Annotated in this window: 16 protein-coding genes; 7 read left to right on the top strand and 9 right to left on the bottom strand. The window is 70.7% G+C overall.

Annotated elements, in window-relative coordinates:
• Window positions 1–64 precede the first annotated feature (64 nt).
• The 3 genes from hutG to AL072_RS14610 are packed head-to-tail and all read right to left on the bottom strand — an operon-like array spanning window position 65 to window position 3,782.
• On the bottom strand, window positions 65–871 hold the full coding sequence (gene hutG, locus AL072_RS14600; protein WP_045586090.1) for an N-formylglutamate deformylase: 807 nt from the start codon (window positions 869–871) through the stop codon (window positions 65–67).
• Entirely contained in the window at window positions 868–2,421 is a 1,554-nt protein-coding gene (hutH, locus tag AL072_RS14605) for a histidine ammonia-lyase (RefSeq protein WP_045586091.1), read from the bottom strand. The genes hutG and hutH overlap by 4 nt, the downstream gene beginning before the upstream one ends.
• On the bottom strand, window positions 2,418–3,782 hold the full coding sequence (locus tag AL072_RS14610; RefSeq protein ID WP_045586092.1) for a formimidoylglutamate deiminase: 1,365 nt from the start codon (window positions 3,780–3,782) through the stop codon (window positions 2,418–2,420). Before AL072_RS14610 ends, hutH begins: the two co-directional genes overlap by 4 nt.
• A 97-nt stretch (window positions 3,783–3,879) precedes the next feature.
• Here AL072_RS14610 and hutI point away from each other — a divergent pair, with 97 nt between their 5' ends.
• The 3 genes from hutI to hutU all read left to right on the top strand — a co-directional run bounded on the left by hutI (window position 3,880) and on the right by hutU (window position 7,782).
• Complete coding sequence (hutI, locus tag AL072_RS14615; protein WP_045586093.1) at window positions 3,880–5,160, top strand: imidazolonepropionase; 1,281 nt, start codon at window positions 3,880–3,882, stop codon at window positions 5,158–5,160.
• Window positions 5,157–5,903, top strand: coding sequence for a histidine utilization transcriptional repressor HutC (gene hutC / locus AL072_RS14620; RefSeq protein WP_045586094.1), 747 nt, complete (start codon window positions 5,157–5,159; stop codon window positions 5,901–5,903). The genes hutI and hutC overlap by 4 nt, the downstream gene beginning before the upstream one ends.
• Before the next feature lie 196 nt (window positions 5,904–6,099).
• Window positions 6,100–7,782, top strand: a complete 1,683-nt coding sequence (hutU, locus tag AL072_RS14625; protein ID WP_045586095.1) for a urocanate hydratase — start codon at window positions 6,100–6,102, stop codon at window positions 7,780–7,782.
• A 55-nt stretch (window positions 7,783–7,837) separates the two neighbouring features.
• On the opposite strand, the gene AL072_RS14630 is transcribed toward hutU, so the two are convergent.
• Window positions 7,838–9,475 carry a GMC family oxidoreductase gene (locus AL072_RS14630; RefSeq protein ID WP_045586096.1) on the bottom strand — a complete coding sequence of 546 codons (1,638 nt, stop codon included), beginning with the start codon at window positions 9,473–9,475 and terminating at the stop codon, window positions 7,838–7,840.
• Between the two features lie 121 nt (window positions 9,476–9,596).
• The gene (locus AL072_RS14635; protein ID WP_045586097.1) at window positions 9,597–10,511 is read right to left on the bottom strand and encodes a LysR family transcriptional regulator; all 915 of its coding nucleotides are present in this window, start codon (window positions 10,509–10,511) and stop codon (window positions 9,597–9,599) included.
• Window positions 10,512–10,635: 124 nt separating this feature from the next.
• Between AL072_RS14635 and AL072_RS14640 the strand changes: the two genes are divergently transcribed.
• Entirely contained in the window at window positions 10,636–11,292 is a 657-nt protein-coding gene (locus AL072_RS14640) for a DsbA family protein (protein WP_045586098.1), read from the top strand.
• Between the two features lie 65 nt (window positions 11,293–11,357).
• Window positions 11,358–12,266 (top strand): MBL fold metallo-hydrolase, encoded by a 909-nt coding sequence (locus AL072_RS14645; protein ID WP_045586099.1) that lies wholly within the window; start codon window positions 11,358–11,360, stop codon window positions 12,264–12,266.
• A 46-nt stretch (window positions 12,267–12,312) separates the two neighbouring features.
• On the opposite strand, the gene AL072_RS14650 is transcribed toward AL072_RS14645, so the two are convergent.
• Entirely contained in the window at window positions 12,313–13,197 is an 885-nt protein-coding gene (locus AL072_RS14650; RefSeq protein WP_045586100.1) for a DMT family transporter, read from the bottom strand.
• 135 nt (window positions 13,198–13,332) lie between these two features.
• The gene (locus AL072_RS14655) at window positions 13,333–15,906 is read right to left on the bottom strand and encodes a cation:proton antiporter (RefSeq protein WP_245636871.1); all 2,574 of its coding nucleotides are present in this window, start codon (window positions 15,904–15,906) and stop codon (window positions 13,333–13,335) included.
• A 306-nt stretch (window positions 15,907–16,212) separates the two neighbouring features.
• Here AL072_RS14655 and AL072_RS14660 point away from each other — a divergent pair, with 306 nt between their 5' ends.
• Window positions 16,213–16,827, top strand: a complete 615-nt coding sequence (locus tag AL072_RS14660; RefSeq protein ID WP_045586102.1) for an OmpA family protein — start codon at window positions 16,213–16,215, stop codon at window positions 16,825–16,827.
• Between the two features lie 83 nt (window positions 16,828–16,910).
• Here the strand turns inward: AL072_RS14660 and AL072_RS14665 are convergent, their stop codons facing one another.
• A complete protein-coding gene (locus AL072_RS14665; RefSeq protein WP_045586103.1) occupies window positions 16,911–17,825 on the bottom strand; it encodes a LysR family transcriptional regulator in 915 nt (304 codons plus the stop codon).
• Between the two features lie 236 nt (window positions 17,826–18,061).
• Here AL072_RS14665 and clpB point away from each other — a divergent pair, with 236 nt between their 5' ends.
• Complete coding sequence (gene clpB, locus AL072_RS14670) at window positions 18,062–20,743, top strand: ATP-dependent chaperone ClpB (RefSeq protein ID WP_045586104.1); 2,682 nt, start codon at window positions 18,062–18,064, stop codon at window positions 20,741–20,743.
• A 117-nt stretch (window positions 20,744–20,860) separates the two neighbouring features.
• Here clpB and AL072_RS14675 read toward each other — a convergent pair whose 3' ends face one another.
• Window positions 20,861–21,550, bottom strand: a complete 690-nt coding sequence (locus tag AL072_RS14675; protein WP_045586105.1) for a hypothetical protein — start codon at window positions 21,548–21,550, stop codon at window positions 20,861–20,863.
• Between the last annotated feature and the right edge of the window lie 37 nt (window positions 21,551–21,587).

Genomic DNA, 21,587 nt, shown 5'->3' on the forward strand with positions numbered 1-21,587 from the left:
GGGGAACGCGGCGGCAGCGGGAACGGTTCCCTGTCCCCGCTGCATGGCTCCCTGGCGTGCGGCTTTACGGACGCCAGCCGGCGAAGGCCTCCAGCACCGCCGCCAGCACCCGTTGCAGCCGCTCGGCCCGGTCGGGACGATAGGCGAAGGGCGGCGCCTCCTCGTCCATGTAGCGGTCCTGCGTCAGCTCCATCTGCAAAGCGTGGATGTTCTCCGCCGGCCGGCCGTAATGACGGGTGATGTGGCCGCCGACGAAGCGGCCGTCGGCGACGCAGGTCAGCCCCTCCGCCGCCGCTGCGCCGTCCATCGCCGCGACGACGCCGGCGATCAGGCCGGGATCGGCGCTGGTCCGGCGGGCGGAGCCGAGATTGAGGTCGGGCAGCCGTCCCTCGAACAGGCGCGGCACATGGCTGCGGATCGAATGGGCGTCATAGAGCAGGGCGAAGCCGTGCCGCGCTTTCACCCGTGCCAGCTCCGCCGCGAGCGCCTCGTGATAGGGGCGCCAATAGCCCTCGACCCGCTGTGCGATTTCCGCAGCGTCTGGCGCCTGCCCCTCGCGGTAGAGCGGCGTGCCGTCGAACAGGGTGTCGGGGCACAGGCCGGTGGTCGCCTGTCCGGGATAGAGGCTCTCGCCGCTCGACGGCCGGTTGAGGTCGACGACATAGCGGGAATGGCGGGCGCTCAGCAGCGTCGCCCCCATCCCGGCGGCGAAGCCGTACAGGCGGGGCATGTGCCAGTCGGTGTCGCGCAGGGTCAGCGCCTCGTCGGTCAGCCGTTCGGCCAGACCGGGGGAAAGGGCGGTGCCGCAATGGGGCATGCTGACCACCAGCGGCCCGTCGCCCCGCACCAGATCGAAGATACCGTCCGTCATCGTGCCGTCTCCAAATCAACCGGCATCAGATGGTCGAGCGCGCCGTTGCGGACAAGCCCGCCGATGGCGGCCAGATCCGGGGCGAAGTAACGGTCGACCTCGTAGCGCGGCACCTCGGCGCGGATGGTGGCGATGGCCTGCTCCAGCCGAGCCGAGCTGGTCAGCGGCCGGTGGAACTCCAGCCCCTGAATCGCGGCCAAAAGCTCTATGCCGACGATGTCGGCGACATTGCCCGCGATGTCGCCCAGCCGGCGCGCCGCGAAGGTCGCCATGCTGACATGGTCCTCCTGGTTGGCGGAGGTCGGCAGGCTGTCGACGCTGGCGGGGTGGGCGAGGCTCTTGTTCTCCGACGCCAGCGCCGCCGCGGTGACATGGGCGATCATGAAGCCGGAATTCAGCCCCGGTTCCGCCACCAGGAAGGGCGGCAGGCCGCTGATGGTGGTGTCGATCAGCATGGCGATGCGCCGTTCCGACAGCGCCCCGATCTCCGACGCGGCGATGGCGAGCTGGTCGGCGGCCATCGCCACCGGCTCCGCATGGAAATTGCCGCCGGACAGCACCTCGTCGGTGTCGACCAGGACCAGCGGGTTGTCGGTGACGCCGTTCGCCTCGATGGTCAGGGTGCGCGCCGCCTGCCGCATCTGGTCGAGCACGGCGCCCATCACCTGCGGCTGGCAGCGCAGGCTGTAGGGGTCCTGCACCCGATGGCAGTCGGGGCCCTGGTGGCTGGCATTCAGGGCGCTGCCCGCCAGGGCCTCGCGGAAGGCGGCGGCGACGGCGATCTGGCCGGGCTGTCCGCGCAGCGCGCTGATGCGGGCGTCGAAGGGGCGGTGGCTGCCCTTGACCGCCTCGACCGCCAGGGCTCCGGCGACCAGCGCCGCCTTGAAGGTGCGCTCGATCTCGAACAGTCCGGCCAGCGCCAGCCCGGTCGACACCTGGGTGCCGTTGATCAGCGCCAGCCCTTCCTTGGCCTTCAACTCGAAGACGGCCAAGCCGGCGATGCGCAGCCCCTCTTCCGCCGGCAGGGTCTCGCCCTTCACCCGGACATGGCCGATGCCGAGCAGCACGCCGCACAGATGGGCCAGCGGCGCCAGATCGCCCGACGCACCGACGGAGCCCTTGCCCGGCACCACCGGCAGCACGTCGGCCTCGTAGAGCTTCAGCAGCGCATCGACCAGCGCCGGCCGGACGCCCGACGCGCCGACGGCGAGGCTCACCGCCTTGATCACCAGGATCAGCCGGACCACCCCGTCGGCCAGCGGCGTGCCGACGCCGGTGGCGTGCGACAGGATCAGGTTGCGCTGCAGCTTTTCCAGATCGCTCGCCGCGATGTGGGTGTGGGCCAGCTTGCCGAAGCCGGTGTTGACGCCGTAGACCGGCTCGTCGCCGCCGGCGATCCGGTCGATCAGCGCGCGGGACCGCTCCATCCGCGGATAGGCCGCCGGGTCGAGCGCCAGGGCCGGACGGTCGCGGTAGATGCTGCGCAGCGTGTCGAGCGACAGCGCGCCCGGAACCAGGGTGGCCACAGCAGAGTTGGTATCGTCGCTCATCCCAGAAGTCTCCCAAGGGTTATTTTGAAGCGCTCGGCGATCTCGTCCTCGCGCGGGTGGCGGCGGTCGCGGACGACGGCGCGTCCGGCGATCACCACGTCGCGCACCAGGGCGGCATTGCCGGCGAAGATCCAGCTGTCCAGCAGCGCGTCGCCCCGGCGTGCCGCCAGCAGCGGATGGTCGGTGTCGAGGACCGCGATGTCGGCGCGCAAGCCCGGCGTGATGCGGCCCGCCTCGAAGCCGGTGGCCTGCGCCCCGCCGGCCTGGGCCGCCTCCACCAGCCGGCGGGCGGTCGAGCGGCGCGGGCCGCCGGCCAGCACGGTGCGCCGGCCGCTGGTCAGGCGCATGCCATATTCCAGCCAGCGCAGCTCCTCCACCGGGCTGACCGAGATGTGGCTGTCCGATCCGATGCCCCAGCGCCCGCCCTGTTCCATGTAGGACTCCGCGGCGAAGTAGCCGTCGCCCAGATTGGCTTCGGTCGTCAGGCACAGGCCGGCGACCGCGCCGCTGGCGGCGACGCCCGCCACCTCGGCATCCGTCATGTGGGTGGCGTGGATCAGGCACCAGCGCCCATCGACCGGCTGCGTCTCCAGCAGATGCTCGACCGGGCGGCGGCGGTGGTGGGCGAGGCAGTCCTCCACCTCCCGGCGCTGCTCGGCGATGTGGATATGGATCGGGCCTTGCGGATGGGCGGCGAGGGTCTCGCCCAGCAATTCGTCCGGCACGGCGCGCAGGGAATGGGGGGCGATGCCCAGCCGCACGTCGGAGGATTCGCCATAGGCGCCGCGCAAGGCGCCGGTCAGCCGGTCGAACCCTGCCCCGTCATGGACGAAGCGCCGCTGTCCGGCATTGGGCGGCGTGCCGCCGAAGCCCGACGCGTTGTAGAGCACCGGCAGCAGCGTGATCGGCAGACCGGCCGTCCGCGCCGCGGCGACGGCGCGATGGCTCATCTCCGCCGGGTCGGCATAGGCGCTGCCGTCGCGGTCGTGGTGCAGGTAATGGAACTCGGCGACGGCGGTGAAACCGGCCTTCAGCGTCTCCACATAGAGCTGTGCGGCCACCGCCTCGAAATCCTCGGGCTCCATGCGGTCGAGCGCGCGGTACATCGCGTCGCGCCAGCTCCAGAAGCTGTCGGCCCCGTCACCTGACGATTCGCCCATGCCGGCGATGGCGCGCTGGTGGGCGTGGGAATGCAGGTTGGCGATGCCGGCGACCGCCGCCCCGGCGAAGCGGTCGGCCTCCGCCGGGCAGGCGGCGCCGGCCGTCACCGACAGGATTCGGCCTTGGCCGTCCGTGGCGACCAGCACATCCTCCGCCCAGCCGTCCGGCAGCAGAGCCGCGGCAAAAAACAGGTTGCTCATGGGGGCGCCCTCGCTATTATAGACAACACTATACAAGTATAGGCAACCTGCTGCCAAGAGGGTTTGCTGCACGACCTTGTGGGAAGGAGCCGAACCGATGCCGACCAGTGCGCCTTGGGATAGCCTGTGGATCGACCTGTCCGTTGCCACGATGGACGGGGCGGCCACGGACGGAGCGGACGGCTACGGCTCCATCGCCGACGCGGCGGTCGGCATCAAGGACGGCTGCATCGCCTTCGTCGGCCGCCGCGCCGAGCTGCCGGGCGCGCCGGAGACCCTGGCTGCCGAGGTCCGGTCCGGCGGCGGCGGCTGGATGACCCCCGGCCTGATCGACTGCCACACCCACATCGTTTATGGCGGCAACCGCGCCCGCGAGTTCGAGGCGCGGCTGAACGGCGCCAGCTACGAGGAGATCGCGCGGGCCGGCGGCGGCATCCTGTCCACCGTCGCCGCCACCCGCGCGGCAAGCGAGGACGAGTTGCTGGCCGCCACCCTGCCGCGGCTCGACAGCCTGCTGGCCGAGGGGGTGACGACGCTGGAGGTGAAGTCCGGCTACGGCCTCGACACCGAGACGGAAACCCGCATGCTCTGCGTCGCCCGCCGGCTGGGGCAGATGCGGCCGGTGGAGGTGCGGACGACCTTCCTCGGCGCCCACGCCCTGCCGCCGGAATTCAGGAACGACGCCGACGGCTACATCGACCGCCTGTGCGCCGAGACGCTGCCGGCGGTGGCCGAAGCCGGGCTGGCCGATGCGGTGGATGCCTTCTGCGAAGGGATCGGCTTCTCGGTCGCCCAGACCCGCCGGGTGTTCGAGACGGCGCGGCGCCTCGGCCTGCCAGTCAAGCTGCATGCCGAGCAGCTCAGCAACCTCGGCGGCGCCCGGCTGGTGGCGGAGTTCGGCGGCCTGTCCGCCGACCATGTCGAGCATCTGGACGAGGAGGGCGTCGTCGCCATGGCCGGGGCCGGCACCGTCGCGGTGCTGCTGCCCGGCGCCTTCTACGCCCTGCGCGAGACCAAGCTGCCGCCCATCGAGCTGCTGCGCCGCCATGGCGTGCCGATGGCGCTGTCCACCGACAACAACCCCGGCACCTCGCCGGTGACGTCGCTCCTGCTGATGCTGTCGATGGGCTGCACCTTCTTCCGCCTGACCCCGGCGGAGGCGCTGGCCGGCGTCACCCGCCATGCGGCGAAGGCGCTGGGGCTCGACGACCGCGGCGTGATCGGGCCGGGCAAGCGCGCCGATCTGGCGCTGTGGCGCATCGCGCATCCGGCGGAGCTGGCCTACGCCATCGGCCTCAACCCCTGCATGGCGGTGGTCAATGGCGGCGTCGTCCGTGCGCCGCGCATCGCGGCGGATATCTCGGGGGAGGCCCCATGACCGACGCCGTCTCGACCGCCCAGCCGCGCTACGCCCAGATCAAGGAGACCATCCGCCGCCGCATCAGCTCCGGCGACTGGGCGGAGGGCTTCCAGATCCCGTCCGAGCACCGGCTGCTGGAGGAATTCTCGGTCAGCCGCATGACGGTCCACCGCGCGCTGCGCGACCTGACGGAGGAAGGGCTGCTGACCCGCGTCCAGGGGCTCGGCACCTTCGTCGCAGAACGGCCGCCCAGCGCCGACGTGGTGGAACTGCGCAGCATCGCCGACGAGATCGCCGAGCGCGGCAACCGCCATGGCTGCCGGATAGAGCGTTTGCTCGCGGTCACCGCCGACGCCGGCTTGGCCCGCCGTTTCAACCTGCCGGCCGGCGCCCGGCTGTTCCATTCCGTCGTCATTCACAGCGAAAGCGACGTGCCGGTGCAGCTTGAGGAGCGCTGGGTCAACCCGGCGGCGGCGCCCGACTATCTGGAGCAGGACTTCACCCGCCAGACGCCGGGCGAATACCTGATCCGGCTGGAGGCCGCGCCGCGGGTCGAGCATGTCATCGAAGCGGTGTCGCCGACGCCGGAGATCGCCCGCCTGCTCGACATCCCCGTCACCGAGCCCTGCCTGCGCGTCACCCGCCGCACCTGGGCCGGTGGGGGAGCGGGTGCTGGAGGGCGTGTCGTGACGGTGGCGATGCTGGTCCATCCCGGCAGCCGCTACCGTCTGGGCGCGCGCTTCCAGCTGCCGCCGCCTTAGCAGTTTTCGTCCACGGCCCCCTCCCTAACCCTCCCCCGCTCTCGGCCGGCCAAAGGCCGGTCCGATCGCGGGAGAGGGGACTGCCGCCACCTTCCCGAACAAGCGCCTGCTCCCTCTCCCGCGAAGCGGGGGAGGGTTGGGGAGGGGGCAAGAACCAGCATCACACGCACCACCCCTCCCACCAGGAGCCCGTCGCATGTCATCCCGTCTCGACAACCAGCGCGTCATCCGTGCCCCGCACGGCCCCGAACTGAGCTGCAAGAGCTGGCTCGCCGAGGCGCCGCTGCGCATGCTGATGAACAACCTCGACCCCGACGTGGCCGAACGGCCGCAGGAGCTGGTCGTCTATGGCGGCATCGGCCGCGCCGCCCGCGACTGGGACAGCTTCGACCGCATCGTCTCGGCGCTGCGGTCGCTGAACGACGACGAGACCCTGCTGGTCCAGTCTGGCAAGCCGGTCGGCGTCTTCCGCACCCATGCCGACGCGCCGCGCGTGCTGATCGCCAATTCCAACCTCGTGCCGCGCTGGGCGACCTGGGAGCATTTCAACGAGCTCGACCGCAAGGGTCTGGCGATGTACGGCCAGATGACCGCCGGATCCTGGATCTACATCGGCAGCCAGGGCATCGTCCAGGGCACCTACGAGACCTTCGTCGAGGCCGGGCGCCAGCACTACGACGGCGACCTCAAGGGCAAATGGATCCTGACCGGCGGGCTGGGCGGCATGGGCGGGGCGCAGCCGCTGGCCGCGACCATGGCCGGCGCCTGCATGCTGGCGGTCGAATGCCGGCCCAGCAGCATCGAGATGCGCATCCGCACCGGCTATCTCGACCGCCACACCGCCGACCTGGACGAGGCGCTGGACTGGATCGCCGAGGCCTGCGCCAAGGGCGAGGCGATCTCGGTCGGGCTGCTCGGCAACGCCGCCGACGTCTTCCCCGAACTGGCCCGCCGTGCCGGCACCGAGCTGAAGGCGCGGCCGCACATCGTCACCGACCAGACCTCCGCCCATGATCCGGTCAACGGCTACCTGCCGCAGGGCTGGACGCTGGAGGAATGGGAGAGTGCCCGCGAAAGCCAGCCGGCCGCCGTCGCCGCGGCATCCCGCAAGTCGATGCGGGTGCAGGTGGAGGCGATGCTGGCCTTCCACGCCATGGGCATCCCGACCGTCGATTACGGCAACAACATCCGCCAGATGGCGAAGGAGGAAGGGCTGGAGAACGCCTTCGACTTCCCCGGCTTCGTCCCCGCCTACATCCGCCCGCTGTTCTGCCGCGGCGTCGGCCCCTTCCGCTGGGCGGCGCTGTCCGGCGACCCGGAGGACATCCGCAAGACCGACGCCAAGGTGAAGGAGCTGATCCCCGACGATCCCCATCTGCACAACTGGCTCGACATGGCCGCAAAGCGCATCCAGTTCCAGGGCCTGCCGGCGCGCATCTGCTGGGTCGGGCTGGGGCAGCGCCACCGGCTCGGCCTCGCCTTCAACGAGATGGTGAAGTCGGGCGAGCTGAAGGCGCCGATCGTCATCGGCCGTGACCATCTCGACAGCGGCTCGGTCGCCAGCCCCAACCGCGAGACCGAGGCGATGAAGGACGGTTCCGACGCGGTGTCGGACTGGCCGCTCCTGAACGCGCTGCTCAACACCGCCAGCGGCGCGACCTGGGTCAGCCTGCACCATGGCGGCGGCGTCGGCATGGGCTTCTCGCAGCATTCCGGCATGGTCATCGTCTGCGACGGCAGCGACGACGCGGCGCGGCGCATCGGCCGCGTGCTGTGGAACGACCCGGCGACCGGCGTGATGCGCCACGCCGACGCCGGCTACGACATCGCCATCGAGTGCGCGAAGGAGCAGGGGCTGAACCTGCCCTTCCTGAAATAGCAGGCGGTCGTCTTAAGCCCTCTCCCGCCCCGGGAGAGGGAATCGAAGGCAAGCCTCACCCCCGCGTCGCCGCGCGCCGCTCCGCCCGCATCAGGGCGGCGCCGCGCTCGGCGATCATCACGGTCGGGGTGTTGGTGTTGCCGGAGGTCAGCGTCGGCATCACCGACGCGTCGATCACCCGGAGGCCGCGGACGCCGCGCACCCGCATCTCGGCATCGGTGACGGATGTCGCGTCGTCCCTGCCGCCCATCCGGCAGGTGCCGACCGGGTGGAAGATGGTGGTGCCGATGTCGCCCGCCGCATTCGCCAGCTCCTCTTCCGTCCGGAAGCTCGGGCCGGGCTTGTATTCCTGCGGGTGGTAGGGGGCGAGCGCCGGCTGCGCCACGATGCGGCGGGTCAGCGCCAGCGCCTTGGCCGCCTTCGCCCGGTCGGCCGGATCGGACAGGTAGCAGGGCGCGATCGCCGGATTCTCGCGATGGTCGGCCGAGGCGATGCGAGTCCAGCCGCGGGAGGCCGGGCGCAGGTCGCAGACGCTGGCGGTGAAGGCCGGGAAGGCATGCAGCGGATCGCCGAACTTCTCCAGCGACAGCGGCTGCACATGATATTCCAGGTCGGCCGTCGCGACCTCGGGCGAGGATTTGGCGAAGACGCCGAGCTGGCTTGGCGCCATGGTCAGCGGCCCCTTGCGGAACAGGGCGTATTCCAGCCCCATCATCGCCTTGCCGAACAGGCTGCCGGCCCGCTTGTTCAGCGTCACGATGCCGTCGACCTTGTAGATCATGCGCAGTTGCAGATGGTCCTGCAGGTTGGCGCCGACGTCCGGCGCGTCCAGCACCACCGGAATCCCCAGCCCCTGCAGATGCGCCGCCGGACCGATGCCGGAGCGCTGGAGGATGGCCGGGCTGCCGATGGAGCCGGCGGCCAGCACCGTCTCGATCCGCGCCGCCGCCCGTGCCGGCTCGCCCTTCACAGTGAAGCGGAAGCCGGTGGCGCGGCCGTCCGCCATCTCCACCCGGTCGATGGCGGCGTCGATCACCAGCTTCAGGTTCGGGCGGTCGAGCGCCGGCCGCAGGAAGGCCTTGGCGGCGCTCCAGCGCACGCCGCCCTTCTGGTTGACCTCGAAGCTGCCGACGCCGAGATTATCGCCGCGGTTGAAATCGTCCGAGCGCGGAATGCCCGCCTGCTGCGCCGCCTCGGCGAAGCGGTCGAGCAAATCCCAGCGCAGCCGCTGCCGCTCCACCCGCCATTCGCCGCCGGCCCCATGCATCTCGTCGGCGCCGCGCCAGTAATCCTCGCTGCCCTTGAAGACCGGCAGCACCTCGCTCCAGCTCCAGCGCTTGTCCCCGGTGATCGCGGCCCATTCGTCGTAATCGCGGGCCTGCCCGCGCATGGCGATCATGCCGTTGATCGACGAACAGCCGCCCAGCACCTTGCCGCGGGCGTAATGGATGCTGCGCCCGTTCAGCCCCGGCTCGGCTTCCGTCTTGAAGCACCAGTCGGTGCGCGGGTTGCCGATGCAGAACAGATAGCCGGCGGGGACATGCAGCCACACCCAATTGTCCTTGCCGCCGGCCTCCAGCAGCAGGACCGAGACGTCGGGATCGGCCGACAGCCGGTTGGCCAGCACGCAGCCGGCCGTGCCGCCACCGGCGATGATATAATCGAAGCTGCCGAAATCGAGCACGTCCGCCATCGCGTCCCTCCCGGGGGGATTTATCGTTTTGTCGGACATACTAAATTGCTGATCGAACGAACGATCCAGCGAAATTTCGCCGCAGCCGGACCGCCCGCTGCAGAAATACCGCTTCTTGCAATCATCCGGCCGGGCTGTGCCTGCTCCGCTCGCGGTCGGTCAACACATCGACGAAGGCCCGCACCTTGGTCGGGCGGAAGCGGGCGGCCGGGAAGACGGCGTGGATCCCGCCGGACGGCAGCGTCCAGCGCGGCAGGACCTGCACGAGGCGTCCGGATGCCAGGTCGTCGGCCACGCAATAGTCCGGCAGCACCGACAGCCCGGCGCCCTCGCGCACCGCCTCGCGGACGGCGAAGGTGGCGTCCAGCGTGATGGCGGCCCGCGTCGTCACGCTGTGCTGCTCGCCGCTGTCGGACGAAAAGCGCCAGGTCAGCGGATCGCGCAGCGCCGCGTTGGCGACGAAGGGCAGGGCGGCGATGTCCGCGGGACTGGCCGACCCGACGAGCCGGCCGGCCAAGGCCGGCGCGGCGACCAGCAACTGGCGGAAACTGCCGAGCTGGCGAGCTTGCAAACTGGTGTCGGCCAGCCAGCCGACGCGGATGGCCAGATCGAAGCCGCGGGCGACGATGTCGAGCGACTGGTCGGCCAGCACCATGTCGGCCTTGCAGGCCGGATGGGCATTCACGAAAGCGGCGACGGCCGGCACCACGACCGAGACGCCATAGTCGAAGGGCGCGGTGAGCCGCAGCATTCCGGACGGTTCCGCCGCCGTTTCCGCCAGCTCGGCGAACGCATCCTCGGCCTCCTGGAGGATCACGACGCAGCGCCGGTGGAACGTCCATCCCGCCTCGGTCGGCCGGACCTTGCGCGTGGTGCGGACCAGCAGGGTCGAGCCGACCTCCTCCTCCAGCCGCGCGACCTGCTGGCTGACCACCGCCTTGGTGATCCCCAGCCGCGCCGCCGCCGCGGTGAAGGAGCCGGTCTCCACCACCGCGGCGAAATGGGCGATGCGGTTCAGGTTCCTCGGTTCGCTCATGGGACTGGAGGGCTCCGATTGTCTGCCGATGCCATACGATATGTCCATTTAATGCCGGCTACACAGCACAATTGCCGCCGGATAAGGTCCGTCCATTCCTTCACCGGCATCCCGGCGGGCGACCATGAGCCAGACCAAGACCGTCATCTACCTGTTCGATCCGCTCTGCGGCTGGTGCTATGGCGCCTCGCCGGCGCTCGCGTCGCTGGCCGGCCTCGCCGGCCTCGCGCTCGACCTGCTGCCGACCGGCCTGTTTTCCGGCGCCGGGGCGCGCCCGATGGACGAAGGCTTCGCCGCTTATGCCTGGGCGAACGACCAGCGCATCCAGGCCATGACCGGCCAGCCCTTCAGCGGGCTCTACCGGACCCGCATCCTCGCCGACCGCCGGCGGCCATTCGACAGCGGCCCCGCGACGCAGGCACTGACCGCGGTATCGGTGACCGCGCCCGAACGGGAGTTCCAGGCGCTCGCCGCCATCCAGGCCGCGCGCTATGTCGACGGGCGGGACGTCACCGCGGCGCAAACGCTGTCGGACATCCTCGCTGGGCTTGGGCTCGCCGCCGCCGCCGCGCTTGTCGCCGGGCGGGAGGGCGGACAGGACGGCGCGCTGACTGCCGCCACCGCCGCACGGGTGGAGCGGGGCCGGCAACTGATGGCGGAGCATCGCGCCAACGGCGTGCCGACCCTGCTGTTCGACGACGGCTCGCACCGGCGCAAGCTGGACTCCGACATCCTCTTTTCCAAACCCGGCAGGCTGGCCGCGCTCCTGCGCGCCTTATGACGGCCGGCTTTGATTGCCAGCACCGATTCCAACTCCAATTGCCCGATCCAACAGGAGACAACAGCATGTTGACCCGCAGGGATATCCTCGCGGCCGCCGGCCTTGCCGGCGTGGCCGGCCTCGCCACCACTCTCGTCCCGGCCGGTGGTTTCGCCGCCAGCGGTGCCCCGCTGTCCTGGACGCATTTCCCCGCCGGTGAGGCCGGCTTCCTCCGCGCCCCGGTCCTGCTGTCCGGCGAGCGCGAGGCGATCCTGATCGACGGCGGCTTCACCCTGTCCGACGGCAAGGCGCTGGCTGATGCGATCAAGGCGTCCGGCAGGACGCTGACGACCATCTATGTCAGCCAGAGCGACCCCGACTATTATTTCGGCCTGGGGCCGGTCAAGGCCGCCTTCCCGGCCGCCCGTGTCGCCGCCGCGTCCGCCACCGTCGCGGCGATCAAGGGCAATGTCGTAAAGAAGCTTGCCGTCTGGGGGCCCAAGCTGAAGGAGAACGGCCCCCAGACGCTGGCCGACATCGTCATGCCGGAGCCGTTCGACGGGCCGGCCCTGACGCTCGAGGGCAGGGCCGTCGAGATCGTCGAAGCCCAGGGGCTGGCCAACCGCCGCTATCTCTGGGTTCCGTCGCTGCGTGCTGTCTTCGGCGGCGTGCTGGTCTTCTCCGGCGTCCATGTCTGGACCGCCGACACCCCCACCGCCGAGGCGCGGGCGGCCTGGGTGAAGACCCTCGACGCGATGGCCGGGCGCGACCCGGCCATCGTGGTCGCCGGCCATGCCGCACCGGGTGCCGTGCCCGATGCCGCGGCCATCGCCCACACCAGGGCGTATCTGCTGGCGTTCGAGGAGGAGCTGGCCAAGGCGAAGACCGGCGCCGACCTGATCGCCGCCATGAAGCGGCGCTATCCCGATGCCGGGATGGGCATCGCGCTCGACATCGGCGCCAAGGTGGCGACCGGCGAGATGAAATGGGGCTGAGCGGGAGCGGGGAGGGGAGGGCGCACCGCCCTCCTCCTGCCCGCCATCATTTCCTGTTCACCAGCGCCACGCCGCAGACCGCCACCGCCATGCCGGCCAGCGCGACGATGCCGAGCTTCTCGCCGAACAGCACCCAGGCGACCAGCGCCGTCACCGGCGGGGTCAGGTAGAACAGGCTGGCGACCTTGGCCGCGGCACCGCGGCGGATCAGCGCGAACAACAGGAAGATCGCCCCCACCGACAGCACCAAGCAGAGCCACAGCAGGGCGAAGACGAATTCCCCCGTCCACTCCACATGCATCGTCTCGACCATCGGCGCGGCGATGGCCAGCGCCAGCGCGGTGGCGGCATATTGGATGGCCGTGCCGCTGCGCAGATCCATGCCGCCGCCATGGCGCTTCTGGTACAGTGTGCCCAGCGTGATGCCGACCAGCGACACCAGGGCGTAGCCCAGCGGGACCAGATGCGCGGCGTCGATCGCCATCTTCTCGCGCACCACCAGCCCGACGCCGGCCAGACCCAGCAGCAGGCCCGCCCATTGCCGGCCGCTCACCCGCTCGCCCAGCAGCGGGCCGGACAGGGCGGCGGTCAGCAGCGGCTGGATGCCGACGACCAGCGCCGTGACCCCCGCCGGCAGCCCATGCGCGATGGCGATGAAGATGCCGCTGAGATAGACGCCATGGACCAGCAGCCCGGCCAGCGCGATACGCCCGGCCGTCGCCCAGTCCTTCGGCCAGGGCGCGCGGCTCACCAGCGCCACCAGCGCCAGCACGACGGCGACCAGCCCCAGCCGGATCAGCAGGAAGGTCAGCGGCTCCGCATAGGGCAGGCCGTATTTCGCCCCGATGAAGCCGGTGCTCCACAGCAGCACGAAAAGACCCGGCATCAGGCGCAGCCAGGGCTGGCCGCCGCCCGTCGCGGTCTCGTTCATCGAAGATCCTTCCCTAAGCAGGTTTTCCGAACTCCGCCCATGAATGGGGGGGCTCGGAAAACCTGCAAAACCATGGAGTCCGCAGGTTTCTCCAGGCCGGGCCTGCGGCCCGATCTGGAGAAACCTGCCTGGCGGTCAGCTTACCGCCGGGATTGCCGGCGCCGACTGGGTCGGCTGCCGGCGTGCCTCGGCGACCGCCTGGATGTGGACGCGCAGATCCGCGTCCTTCTGCACCAGCCGGCGGAAATCCTTCTCATCCAGCACCAGCAATTGGCAATAGCCCAGCGCCCGCACGTCTGCATTGCGCCGCTGGCGGGTCAGCAGCGCCATCTCGCCGAAGAAGTCGCCGGTGCCGAGCTTCACCGGTTCCGCCAGATTGGGCACCAGCACCTCGACCGCGCCGGACGCGATGAAGAACATCGACTCGCCGCGGTCGCCGCGGCGCAGGATGGTCTCGCCCGGCAGCGCCAGCTGGGCGCGCAGCAGCGTGGCGATGGTCGCCACCCGCTCCGCCGGCAGGTCGGCGAACAGCGGCACCCGGCGCACCAGCTCCGCCACGTCGAAGCGGACGTCCAGCCTCGGCAGCCGTTCCAGCACCCGGCGCCGCTGCTCCAGGTCGCGCTCCAGGTCGGTCAGCACCTCCTGGCTGATGATCGATTCGGCATGCATGGTGCGGTAGTCGGCATGCTCCAGCCGCAGGGCGGCGCGGCCGACATAGCGGCTCTGCAGCACCACCGCATAGTCCGGATATTGCAGCTTCAGCGCCGCCAGCGCCTGTTCGACGATGCCCAGCCGGCCGACCAGCATGCCTTCCAGCTCGAACGCCACGTCCTGCCCCAGCACGCGGGCCAGCCGGTCGCGGGTGAAGGCCAGCAGCTCGCGCAGCACGGTGCGCACGGCGACCAGCACCTCGAACCGCATCGACAGGCGCCGTGCCAGCGGCCGGTGGATGCCGAAGCGGCGCTGGAGCCAGCTCGCCGTCCGCATCCAGACGGAAAAGGCGATGAAGGGCTCCTCGAACGCCCGGTAGCCGTTGCGGCCCTGGCTCTTGACCGCGTCGAGCAGCCGGCCGCTGCGCCCCGCCAGCATCTCCATCACCGAGCGCGACACCACCCCTTCGGAGAAGTGGGCGTAATAGAGTTCTTCCTCGCGATTCACCAGGATGACGAGGCCGATGGTGACGCGGTCCTCGTCGCTCAGTTCGGCTTCGCCATGGCGCTCCCGGTCGATCCTTTTCAGCCGCTCCTCGTACCGCGCGATCATCACGTCCTTGACCGCGGCGTCGACCTCGTAGGTCTGGGCGACGGCGGCGACGCGGTCGCGGATGCTGTCGGTGGACAGCGCCAGCGCCCGGTTGCGCATGGCGCGCTCCACCGTCGTCAGCTCGTCCAGCTTCAGCACGCGGATCAGCCAGCGCAGCGTCGTGCCGTTGACGAACAGCGTGACGAAGACGAAGCCGGTGACCATCACCGCGACGAAGCTCTGGACCCGGTCGGGCACCCGGAAATTCTCGGTCACCGCCAGGGCCAGCGTCAGCGACACCGCGCCGCGCAGGCCGCCCCACAGCATCACGGTCTTGTAGGAGTTGCTGACCTTCTGCGACAGCCCGGCCCAGGACAGCACCGGGAGCAGGCCGAACAGCACCACCGCGCGGGCGGCGAAGGCGGCGGCCACCACGACCAGCACCAGCCCGACCTCCGCCCAGCCGGCGTCGGCCATCAGCCGCGGCACCAGGATGGCGGTCAGCAGGAAGATCATCGAGTTGGCCCAGAAGCCCAGCTGCTGCCAGACATGCTCCATCGCGCCCCAGGTGGCGGGCGAGATGCGGGTCTTGCCGACCGAGCCGATGACCAGCGCCGCCGTCACCACAGCCACCACGCCGGATGCGCCGACATAATGCTCGGCCAGCACATAGGACAGGTAGGCCAGCGCCACCGTCAGCGTGATCTCGGCCATCGGCTGGTTGCGCACCGGCTCCACCACCATGCAGACGACCCGGCCGCAGACATAACCGGTGACGACGCCGCCGGAGAAGTCGCGCAGGAAGTCCAGCGCCGCCGCCCACACGCCGCCGTGCGAGGTGCGGGTCAGCATCTCCAGCAGCAGGGTGAACAGCGCGATGGCGGCGGCGTCGTTCAGCAGGCTCTCGCCCTCGACCAGCGTCGTCAGCCGTCTCGGCGCGCCGAGGTCGCGGAAGATGCCGATGACCGCCGCCGGGTCGGTGGAGGCGACGATGGCGCCCAGCAGCAGGCAGGCGACCAGCCCCAGCGAGGTGAACAGGCTGACCGCATAGCCGACGGCGAAGGTGCAGACGAACACCGCGACCACCGCCATCAGCAGGATCGGCCCCAGATCGTCGAACAGCCGCCGCACGTCGACCGCCAGCGCCGTCTCGAACAGCAGGATCGGCAGGAAGATGTGCATCAGCACGTCGGACGAGACGTCCAGTTCGGCCAGCGAGTTCAGGAAGTCGTGGAACGGATCCTTGCCCGGCCCGGCGAAGGTCTGGATGACCGCGCCCAGCGCCACGCCGACACCGGCAAGCAGCACCGTGTAGGGCATCCGGAAACGGGCGGCCAGCGGCGGAAGGAAGCTGACGAGGGCGAGGAGCCCGGCAACGCCGAGGACTTGGATGACGATGTCGTGCATGTTCCGATGGGGCGGCTGCGGCGTGGGCTGCACGGTATCGCCGCACTGTGGCGGGAGCAAGACCGTGCACCGCGCGGCGCTGCGGCAAAAAATGGCTTTTCCCGCGGCGGCGTTGCGGCGGGCCTTGTGGCGACCCCTGTGGAGGGCTGGTTACGGCCGGGCCGGGGGCGCCGCGATGCCGCGGGAGGGCGGATATCGGCGTCGGCGTTGCCGCCGAAGGCGAGCAACGGCGCCGTGTCTGGTGCCCTATATGAGGCTGAATTGGCTGGGGAGACCACAACCCGGACGGTCGCCTCTGGTCGGCGGGCACGCTGTCGTTTAGGATATGCCTAAATTTGTCCGCATCGCAATTGGGGGGCGTAGAGGATGAAAAGCGGGACTGTCAGGGTATTGCGGCCGGCATTGGCCGGGTTGTGCCTGGTGCTGGCGCTGGGGGGCGCCGGCTGGGCGGCCGACCCGGCCGCCGCGCCGACCACGTCGGAGGATTTCATCAAGGCGCTGAAGATGGCGGCCCCCGATGCGCCGCCCGACGCACCGCTGATCGGCCAGAAGCCGAAGACCCGCGGGCTGGCGCTCGGCACCGCAGACACGGCGGCGCCGGCTGCTCCCGCCGCGGCGGCAACCCGGCCCAAGGCGGCGCCTAGGATCAGCTTCCAGGTGGAGTTCGCCTTCAACTCGGCCGACCTGACGCCGAAGGCGAGCGGCATCCTGAACGAGCTTGGCCGCGCCCTGACCTCGCCGGAGCTCAGCGCCTACAGCTTCCAGCTGACCGGCCACACCGACGGCGTCGGCGGCGCCGACTACAATCTCGCCCTGTCGAAGCGGCGGGCCGCCGCGGTTCGCGACTATCTGACCAGGACCTTCGCCGTGGCGCCCGACCGCCTGAAGTCGCGCGGCCTGGGATCGCAGCAACTGCTCGACCCGGCCAACCCGGCCAGCGACGTCAACCGGCGGGTGGAGATCGTCAATCTCGGCTCGTGAGTGGGCTCGGCTCGTGAGCGGGCTCGGCTCGTGAGCGGGCTCGGCTCGTGAGCGGGCTCGGTTCGTGATCGGCGCGGAGGCGCTCACCGCCATCCGCCATCCTCGGTCAGCCCGGCCAGGATGTCGCGCAGGATGCCCCGTGCCGCGCGGGCGGCGGCAGGCATCGGCCGGCCGGACGCATGGGCCAGCAGGATGCTGCGGTCGATCTGCGGGTCGGCGATGGGCAGGCCGGTCAGCCGCTCCGCCACCGCGCCGTAGCGCGCCACCCGCTCCGACAGCACGGTGTAGCCGCAGCCTTCCGCCACCAGCGCCTTGATCTGTTCCAGCGCGTCGATCTCCATGGCGACGGTGACGCCGCTGCGGGCGAGCATCGCCGCATGCTCCACCTCCTCGCGCACGCCGTGGGGGCGGCCGGGCAGGATCAGCGGCAGGGCCAGCGCCTCGGCGAAGGGGATCGCGCTGCGGCCGCGCAGCAGCGGGTCGTCCGCCGGCCCGACCAGATGCAGCTTTTCCTGCGCCACCGGCTCGGTCTCCAGCCCGCCCATGTCCTTGGCGCCGAACACCAGCGCGAGGTCGAGCTGTCCCGACAGCACCCATTCCCGCATGTGACCGGACAGCCCCTCGACCACCCGCAGGCGGATCTGCGGATAGGCGCGGCGCACCGCCAGCGCCAGCGGCACCGTCAGGACCGGGCCGAGCGAGGTCGGGATGCCGACCGTCGCCGGCCCCGCCGGCACCGCCTCCACTGCGCGGACCTCGTCGCGCAGCCCGTCCATCGCCTCGATCAGTGTTGCCGCCCGCTGCGCCAGCCGCCGGCCGCTTTCCGTCGGCACCACGCCGCGGGCCGTGCGCAGGACGAGCTGGCAGCCGAAATCCTCTTCCATCCGTTTCAGATGCAGGCTGAGCGCCGGCTGCGCCACCCGCAGCACCTCCGCCGCGCGGGAGATCGAACCATGCTCGACGATGCCCAGGAAATAGCGCAGCTGCCGCAGATCCATGATGCCGGAGCCTCCACCCTCGATACCGCGACGCTATGAAGGGGGAGGCGGGGATCGCGTGTCAATATGGCCCTGCGCCGCCGCCCGGCCGGGCAGGTCGCCTCACCCCTCTTGATCGCCGCAATTCCGTTAACCATTTACCCATCAGGCGCCGGGCGGTCGCGCATTTTGCGGACCGTGGACGCGCCGTCCCGCGCCGGATGGCTGGGCGGGAGACCATGGAAACGGAGTGCCGGATGGACTTCGGTCAATTCACCGATCGTGCGCGTGGCGTCATTCAGGCCGCGCAGATCGCCGCTCTTGCCGAGCGGCATCAACAGCTTCTCCCCGAACATCTGCTGAAGGCCCTGATCGACGACGGCAGCGGCGTCGCCGCGCGTCTGGTGCGCGACACCGGCGGCGACCCCGACCTGCTGAAATCCGCGACCGAGGAGCAGCTGTCCCACGCGCCGGTCCAGCCGGGGCAGGGCGAGGGGCCGCAGCCGCTCTACATGTCGCCGGCGCTGGCCGCCGTGCTACAGGGCGCCGTCGCGTCGGCGCGCAGCGGCGGCGACCGCTTCGTCACCGCCGAACGGCTGCTGGAGAGCCTCGCCCGCCAGAGCGGCCCGCTGCGCGCGCTGTTCCGCCGGGCCGGAATCGATGCCGACGCGCTGGCCGCCGCCGCCGATGCGCAGCGCAAGGACCATCCCGCCGAGGCGGAGACCGAGACGACCTCCGGCGAGGCGCTGGCCCGCTACACCCGCGACCTGACCGAAGAGGCGCGGCAGGGCCGGCTCGATCCGGTCATCGGCCGCGACGACGAGATCCGCCGCACCATCCAGGTGCTGGCGCGGCGCACCAAGAACAATCCCGTGCTGATCGGCGACCCCGGCGTCGGCAAGACCGCCGTCGTGGAGGGTCTGGCCCAGCGTCTGGCCGCCGGCGACGTGCCGGAAGGGCTGAAGGACCGGCGCGTCCTGGCGCTCGACCTCACCGCGCTGCTGGCCGGCGCCAAGTTCCGCGGCGAGTTCGAGGAGCGGTTGAAATCCGTGCTGTCGGAGGTGGCGGAGGCCAATGGCCGCATCATCCTGTTCATCGACGAGCTGCACACCCTGATCGGCGCCGGCCGCACCGACGGGGCGATGGACGCCGCCAACATGCTGAAGCCGGCCCTGGCGCGCGGCGAATTGCGCTGCGTCGGCGCCACCACGCCGGACGAGTACCGCAAATACATCGAGAAGGACGCGGCGCTCGCCCGCCGCTTCCAGCCGGTGACGGTGGACGAGCCGTCGGCCGACGACGCGGTGTCGATCCTGCGCGGCATCAAGAGCAAGTACGAGGTCCATCACGGCGTGCGCATCGCCGACGCGGCGGTTGTCGCGGCGGTGAGCCTGTCGGCGCGCTACATCGGCGACCGCCGGCTGCCCGACAAGGCGATCGATCTGGTCGACGAGGCGGCGAGCCGCCTGCGCATGGCCATCGACAGCAAGCCCGAGGCGCTCGACGCCGTCGACCGCCGCGTCGCCCAGCTGAAGATCGAGCGCGAGGCGCTGAAGGCCGAGCCCGATGCCGCCTCGCAGGAGCGGCTGCACGTTCTGGAGGGCGAACTGGCCGAGGCGGAGGCCCGCCAGTCCTCGATGGAGGAGGAGTGGCGCGCCTCGCAGTCCCGCCGCACCGAGGGACGCCGCCTGAAGGAGGAGCTGGACCAGGCCCGCACGAAGCTGGAGCGCGCCCAGCGCGACGGCGACTGGGCCAAGGCCGGCGAGCTGGCCTATGGCGTGGTGCCCGACCTGGAGAAGCGGCTGGCCGATGCCGAATCGCGGGCCAGCGCCGAGCGCGACGAGGTGACGGCCAAGGACATCGGCGCCGTCGTCACCCGCTGGACCGGTATCCCGGTCGAGCGGATGCTGGAGGGCGAGCGCCATCGCCTGAAGGGCATGGAGGACAAGCTGGGCGAGCGGGTGGTCGGCCAGCGGGAGGCGGTGCGCGCGGTGGCCAAGGCGGTGCGGCGTGCCCGCGCGGGGCTGAAGGATCCCAGTCGGCCGACCGGCTCCTTCCTGTTCCTGGGGCCCACCGGCGTCGGCAAGACCGAGCTGGCCAAGGCGCTGGCCGCCTTCCTGTTCGACGACGAGACGGCGATCACCCGCCTCGACATGTCGGAATACATGGAGAAGCACGCGGTCAGCCGCATGATCGGCTCGCCGCCGGGCTATGTCGGCTATGACGACGGCGGCTCGCTGGCCGAGCGCATCCGGCGGCGGCCCTATCAGGTCGTGCTGCTGGACGAGGTGGAGAAGGCGCATCCCGACGTGCTGAACGTCCTCTTGCAGGCGCTCGACGACGGGCGGCTGACGGATGGGCAGGGCCGCACTGCCGATTTCCGCCACGCGATCCTGATCATGACCTCCAACCTGGGGGCCGAGGCGCTGAGCGCGCTCGGCGACGGCGAGGACATGGCCGGGGCGACGGTGGAGGTGATGGACGCGGTGCGCAAGGCCTTCCGGCCGGAGTTCCTCAACCGGCTGGACGACGTGCTGATCTTCCGCCGGCTGGGACGCGACCAGATGGCGCGGATCGTCGACATCCAGCTCGCCCGCGTCAACGGGCGGCTGGCCGAGCGCGGCGTCACCCTGGCGGCCGATGCGGCGGCCAGACGGCGGCTGGGCGACCTGGGGTGGGATCCGGCCTTCGGCGCCCGTCCGCTGAAGCGGGCGATCCAGGGGCTGGTCGAGGATCCGATCGCCGAGCGCCTGCTCGACGAGGAGGTCGAGGGCAAGACCACCATGACCCTGTCGCTGGTCGACGGCCGGCTGGCGCTGGACGGCGCGGTGGTCGAGGAGGACCGGCCGCACGGCTTCAAGGCGCCCGAACGCCCGCCGCTCGGCTTCGCCCTGCCGGCGGTGCCGGCCGCGGCCGGCCGCGAGGCGTCGGTCCACTGACCGGCAGGATAGCGGCCACGGCGTGACGACATGGGAAAGGCCTCGGATGCCCGCCATCCGGGGCCTTTTTCCCATCCGGCCGGGCGGCCATCTTCCTGGGGCATCACCCTGCGGCCATCACCATTTGGACTTCAGCTTCTTGGCGCCGTCGCTCGACCAGATGATGGCGACGGCATCGACCACCAGTTCGGCATTCGCCTTTTCATTCTGCTTCCACTCGCCGCACAGCATCATGATCGAGGCGATCGCGCACACGCAGCCGCCGCGCGCTCCCTCGATCAGGCTGGTGCAGACATTCTCCTTCGGGCTGTCCTTGCGGAAGGATTTGCGGATCGACCAGATGCGGTCGGCGATGAAGGGCAGGCCGGCGGTGAAGACGCTGACCGCCTTGATCGCCGTGTTGTTCTCCTTGCGGTCGATCACATAGGTCAGGTTGGCCTTGCATTTGCCGCAACTGCACGGATAGCCGTTGCTGCGCGTGGCGGCGGTGCGCAGGTCGTGCAGGGCGAAGATGCCGTTCGCGGTGATGCCGATGGCCAGCGCCACCAGCCACGGCCCCAGCGCCGCCCCCAGCGGGAACAGCGAGATGGAGCCGATCCCGACATTGACGCTCGTGGTCGCCACCCCGCTGAGCGCGGTGACGCCGGTCTGCAGGCCGCTCTGGGCACCGCCGATCAGCGCCATCTTGGAGTATTTCGCCAGCTTGGTCCGTGTTTCGCTGAAAGGCTCGAAGCTGTCGGCGGCCGGCGCATTGGTCGCGAACATCGTCGCAAGCTCGCGGAGCTTGTCGGGTGGCGGAAGCGGCATGGTCGGAACCTTCCCGGTGAGGCGGCCAATGGAACCT

Origin of the sequence: Azospirillum thiophilum (genome assembly GCF_001305595.1) — a bacterium.
Classification (GTDB): Bacteria; Pseudomonadota; Alphaproteobacteria; order Azospirillales; family Azospirillaceae; genus Azospirillum; species Azospirillum thiophilum.

Bases quoted from the DNA above. Each gene is read 5' to 3' on its own strand.
- clpB (WP_045586104.1), top strand. From the start codon at position 18,062: ATGGACTTCGGTCAATTCACCGATCGTGCGCGTGGCGTCATTCAGGCC.
- AL072_RS14660 (WP_045586102.1), top strand. From the start codon at position 16,213: ATGAAAAGCGGGACTGTCAGGGTATTGCGGCCGGCATTGGCCGGGTTG.
- AL072_RS14645 (WP_045586099.1), top strand. From the start codon at position 11,358: ATGTTGACCCGCAGGGATATCCTCGCGGCCGCCGGCCTTGCCGGCGTG.
- AL072_RS14630 (WP_045586096.1), bottom strand. From the start codon at position 9,475: ATGGCGGACGTGCTCGATTTCGGCAGCTTCGATTATATCATCGCCGGT.
- hutI (WP_045586093.1), top strand. From the start codon at position 3,880: ATGCCGACCAGTGCGCCTTGGGATAGCCTGTGGATCGACCTGTCCGTT.
- AL072_RS14675 (WP_045586105.1), bottom strand. From the start codon at position 21,550: ATGCCGCTTCCGCCACCCGACAAGCTCCGCGAGCTTGCGACGATGTTC.
- AL072_RS14610 (WP_045586092.1), bottom strand. From the start codon at position 3,782: ATGAGCAACCTGTTTTTTGCCGCGGCTCTGCTGCCGGACGGCTGGGCG.
- AL072_RS14635 (WP_045586097.1), bottom strand. From the start codon at position 10,511: ATGAGCGAACCGAGGAACCTGAACCGCATCGCCCATTTCGCCGCGGTG.
- hutU (WP_045586095.1), top strand. From the start codon at position 6,100: ATGTCATCCCGTCTCGACAACCAGCGCGTCATCCGTGCCCCGCACGGC.
- AL072_RS14640 (WP_045586098.1), top strand. From the start codon at position 10,636: ATGAGCCAGACCAAGACCGTCATCTACCTGTTCGATCCGCTCTGCGGC.
- hutG (WP_045586090.1), bottom strand. From the start codon at position 871: ATGACGGACGGTATCTTCGATCTGGTGCGGGGCGACGGGCCGCTGGTG.
- AL072_RS14665 (WP_045586103.1), bottom strand. From the start codon at position 17,825: ATGGATCTGCGGCAGCTGCGCTATTTCCTGGGCATCGTCGAGCATGGT.
- hutH (WP_045586091.1), bottom strand. From the start codon at position 2,421: ATGAGCGACGATACCAACTCTGCTGTGGCCACCCTGGTTCCGGGCGCG.
- AL072_RS14650 (WP_045586100.1), bottom strand. From the start codon at position 13,197: ATGAACGAGACCGCGACGGGCGGCGGCCAGCCCTGGCTGCGCCTGATG.
- hutC (WP_045586094.1), top strand. From the start codon at position 5,157: ATGACCGACGCCGTCTCGACCGCCCAGCCGCGCTACGCCCAGATCAAG.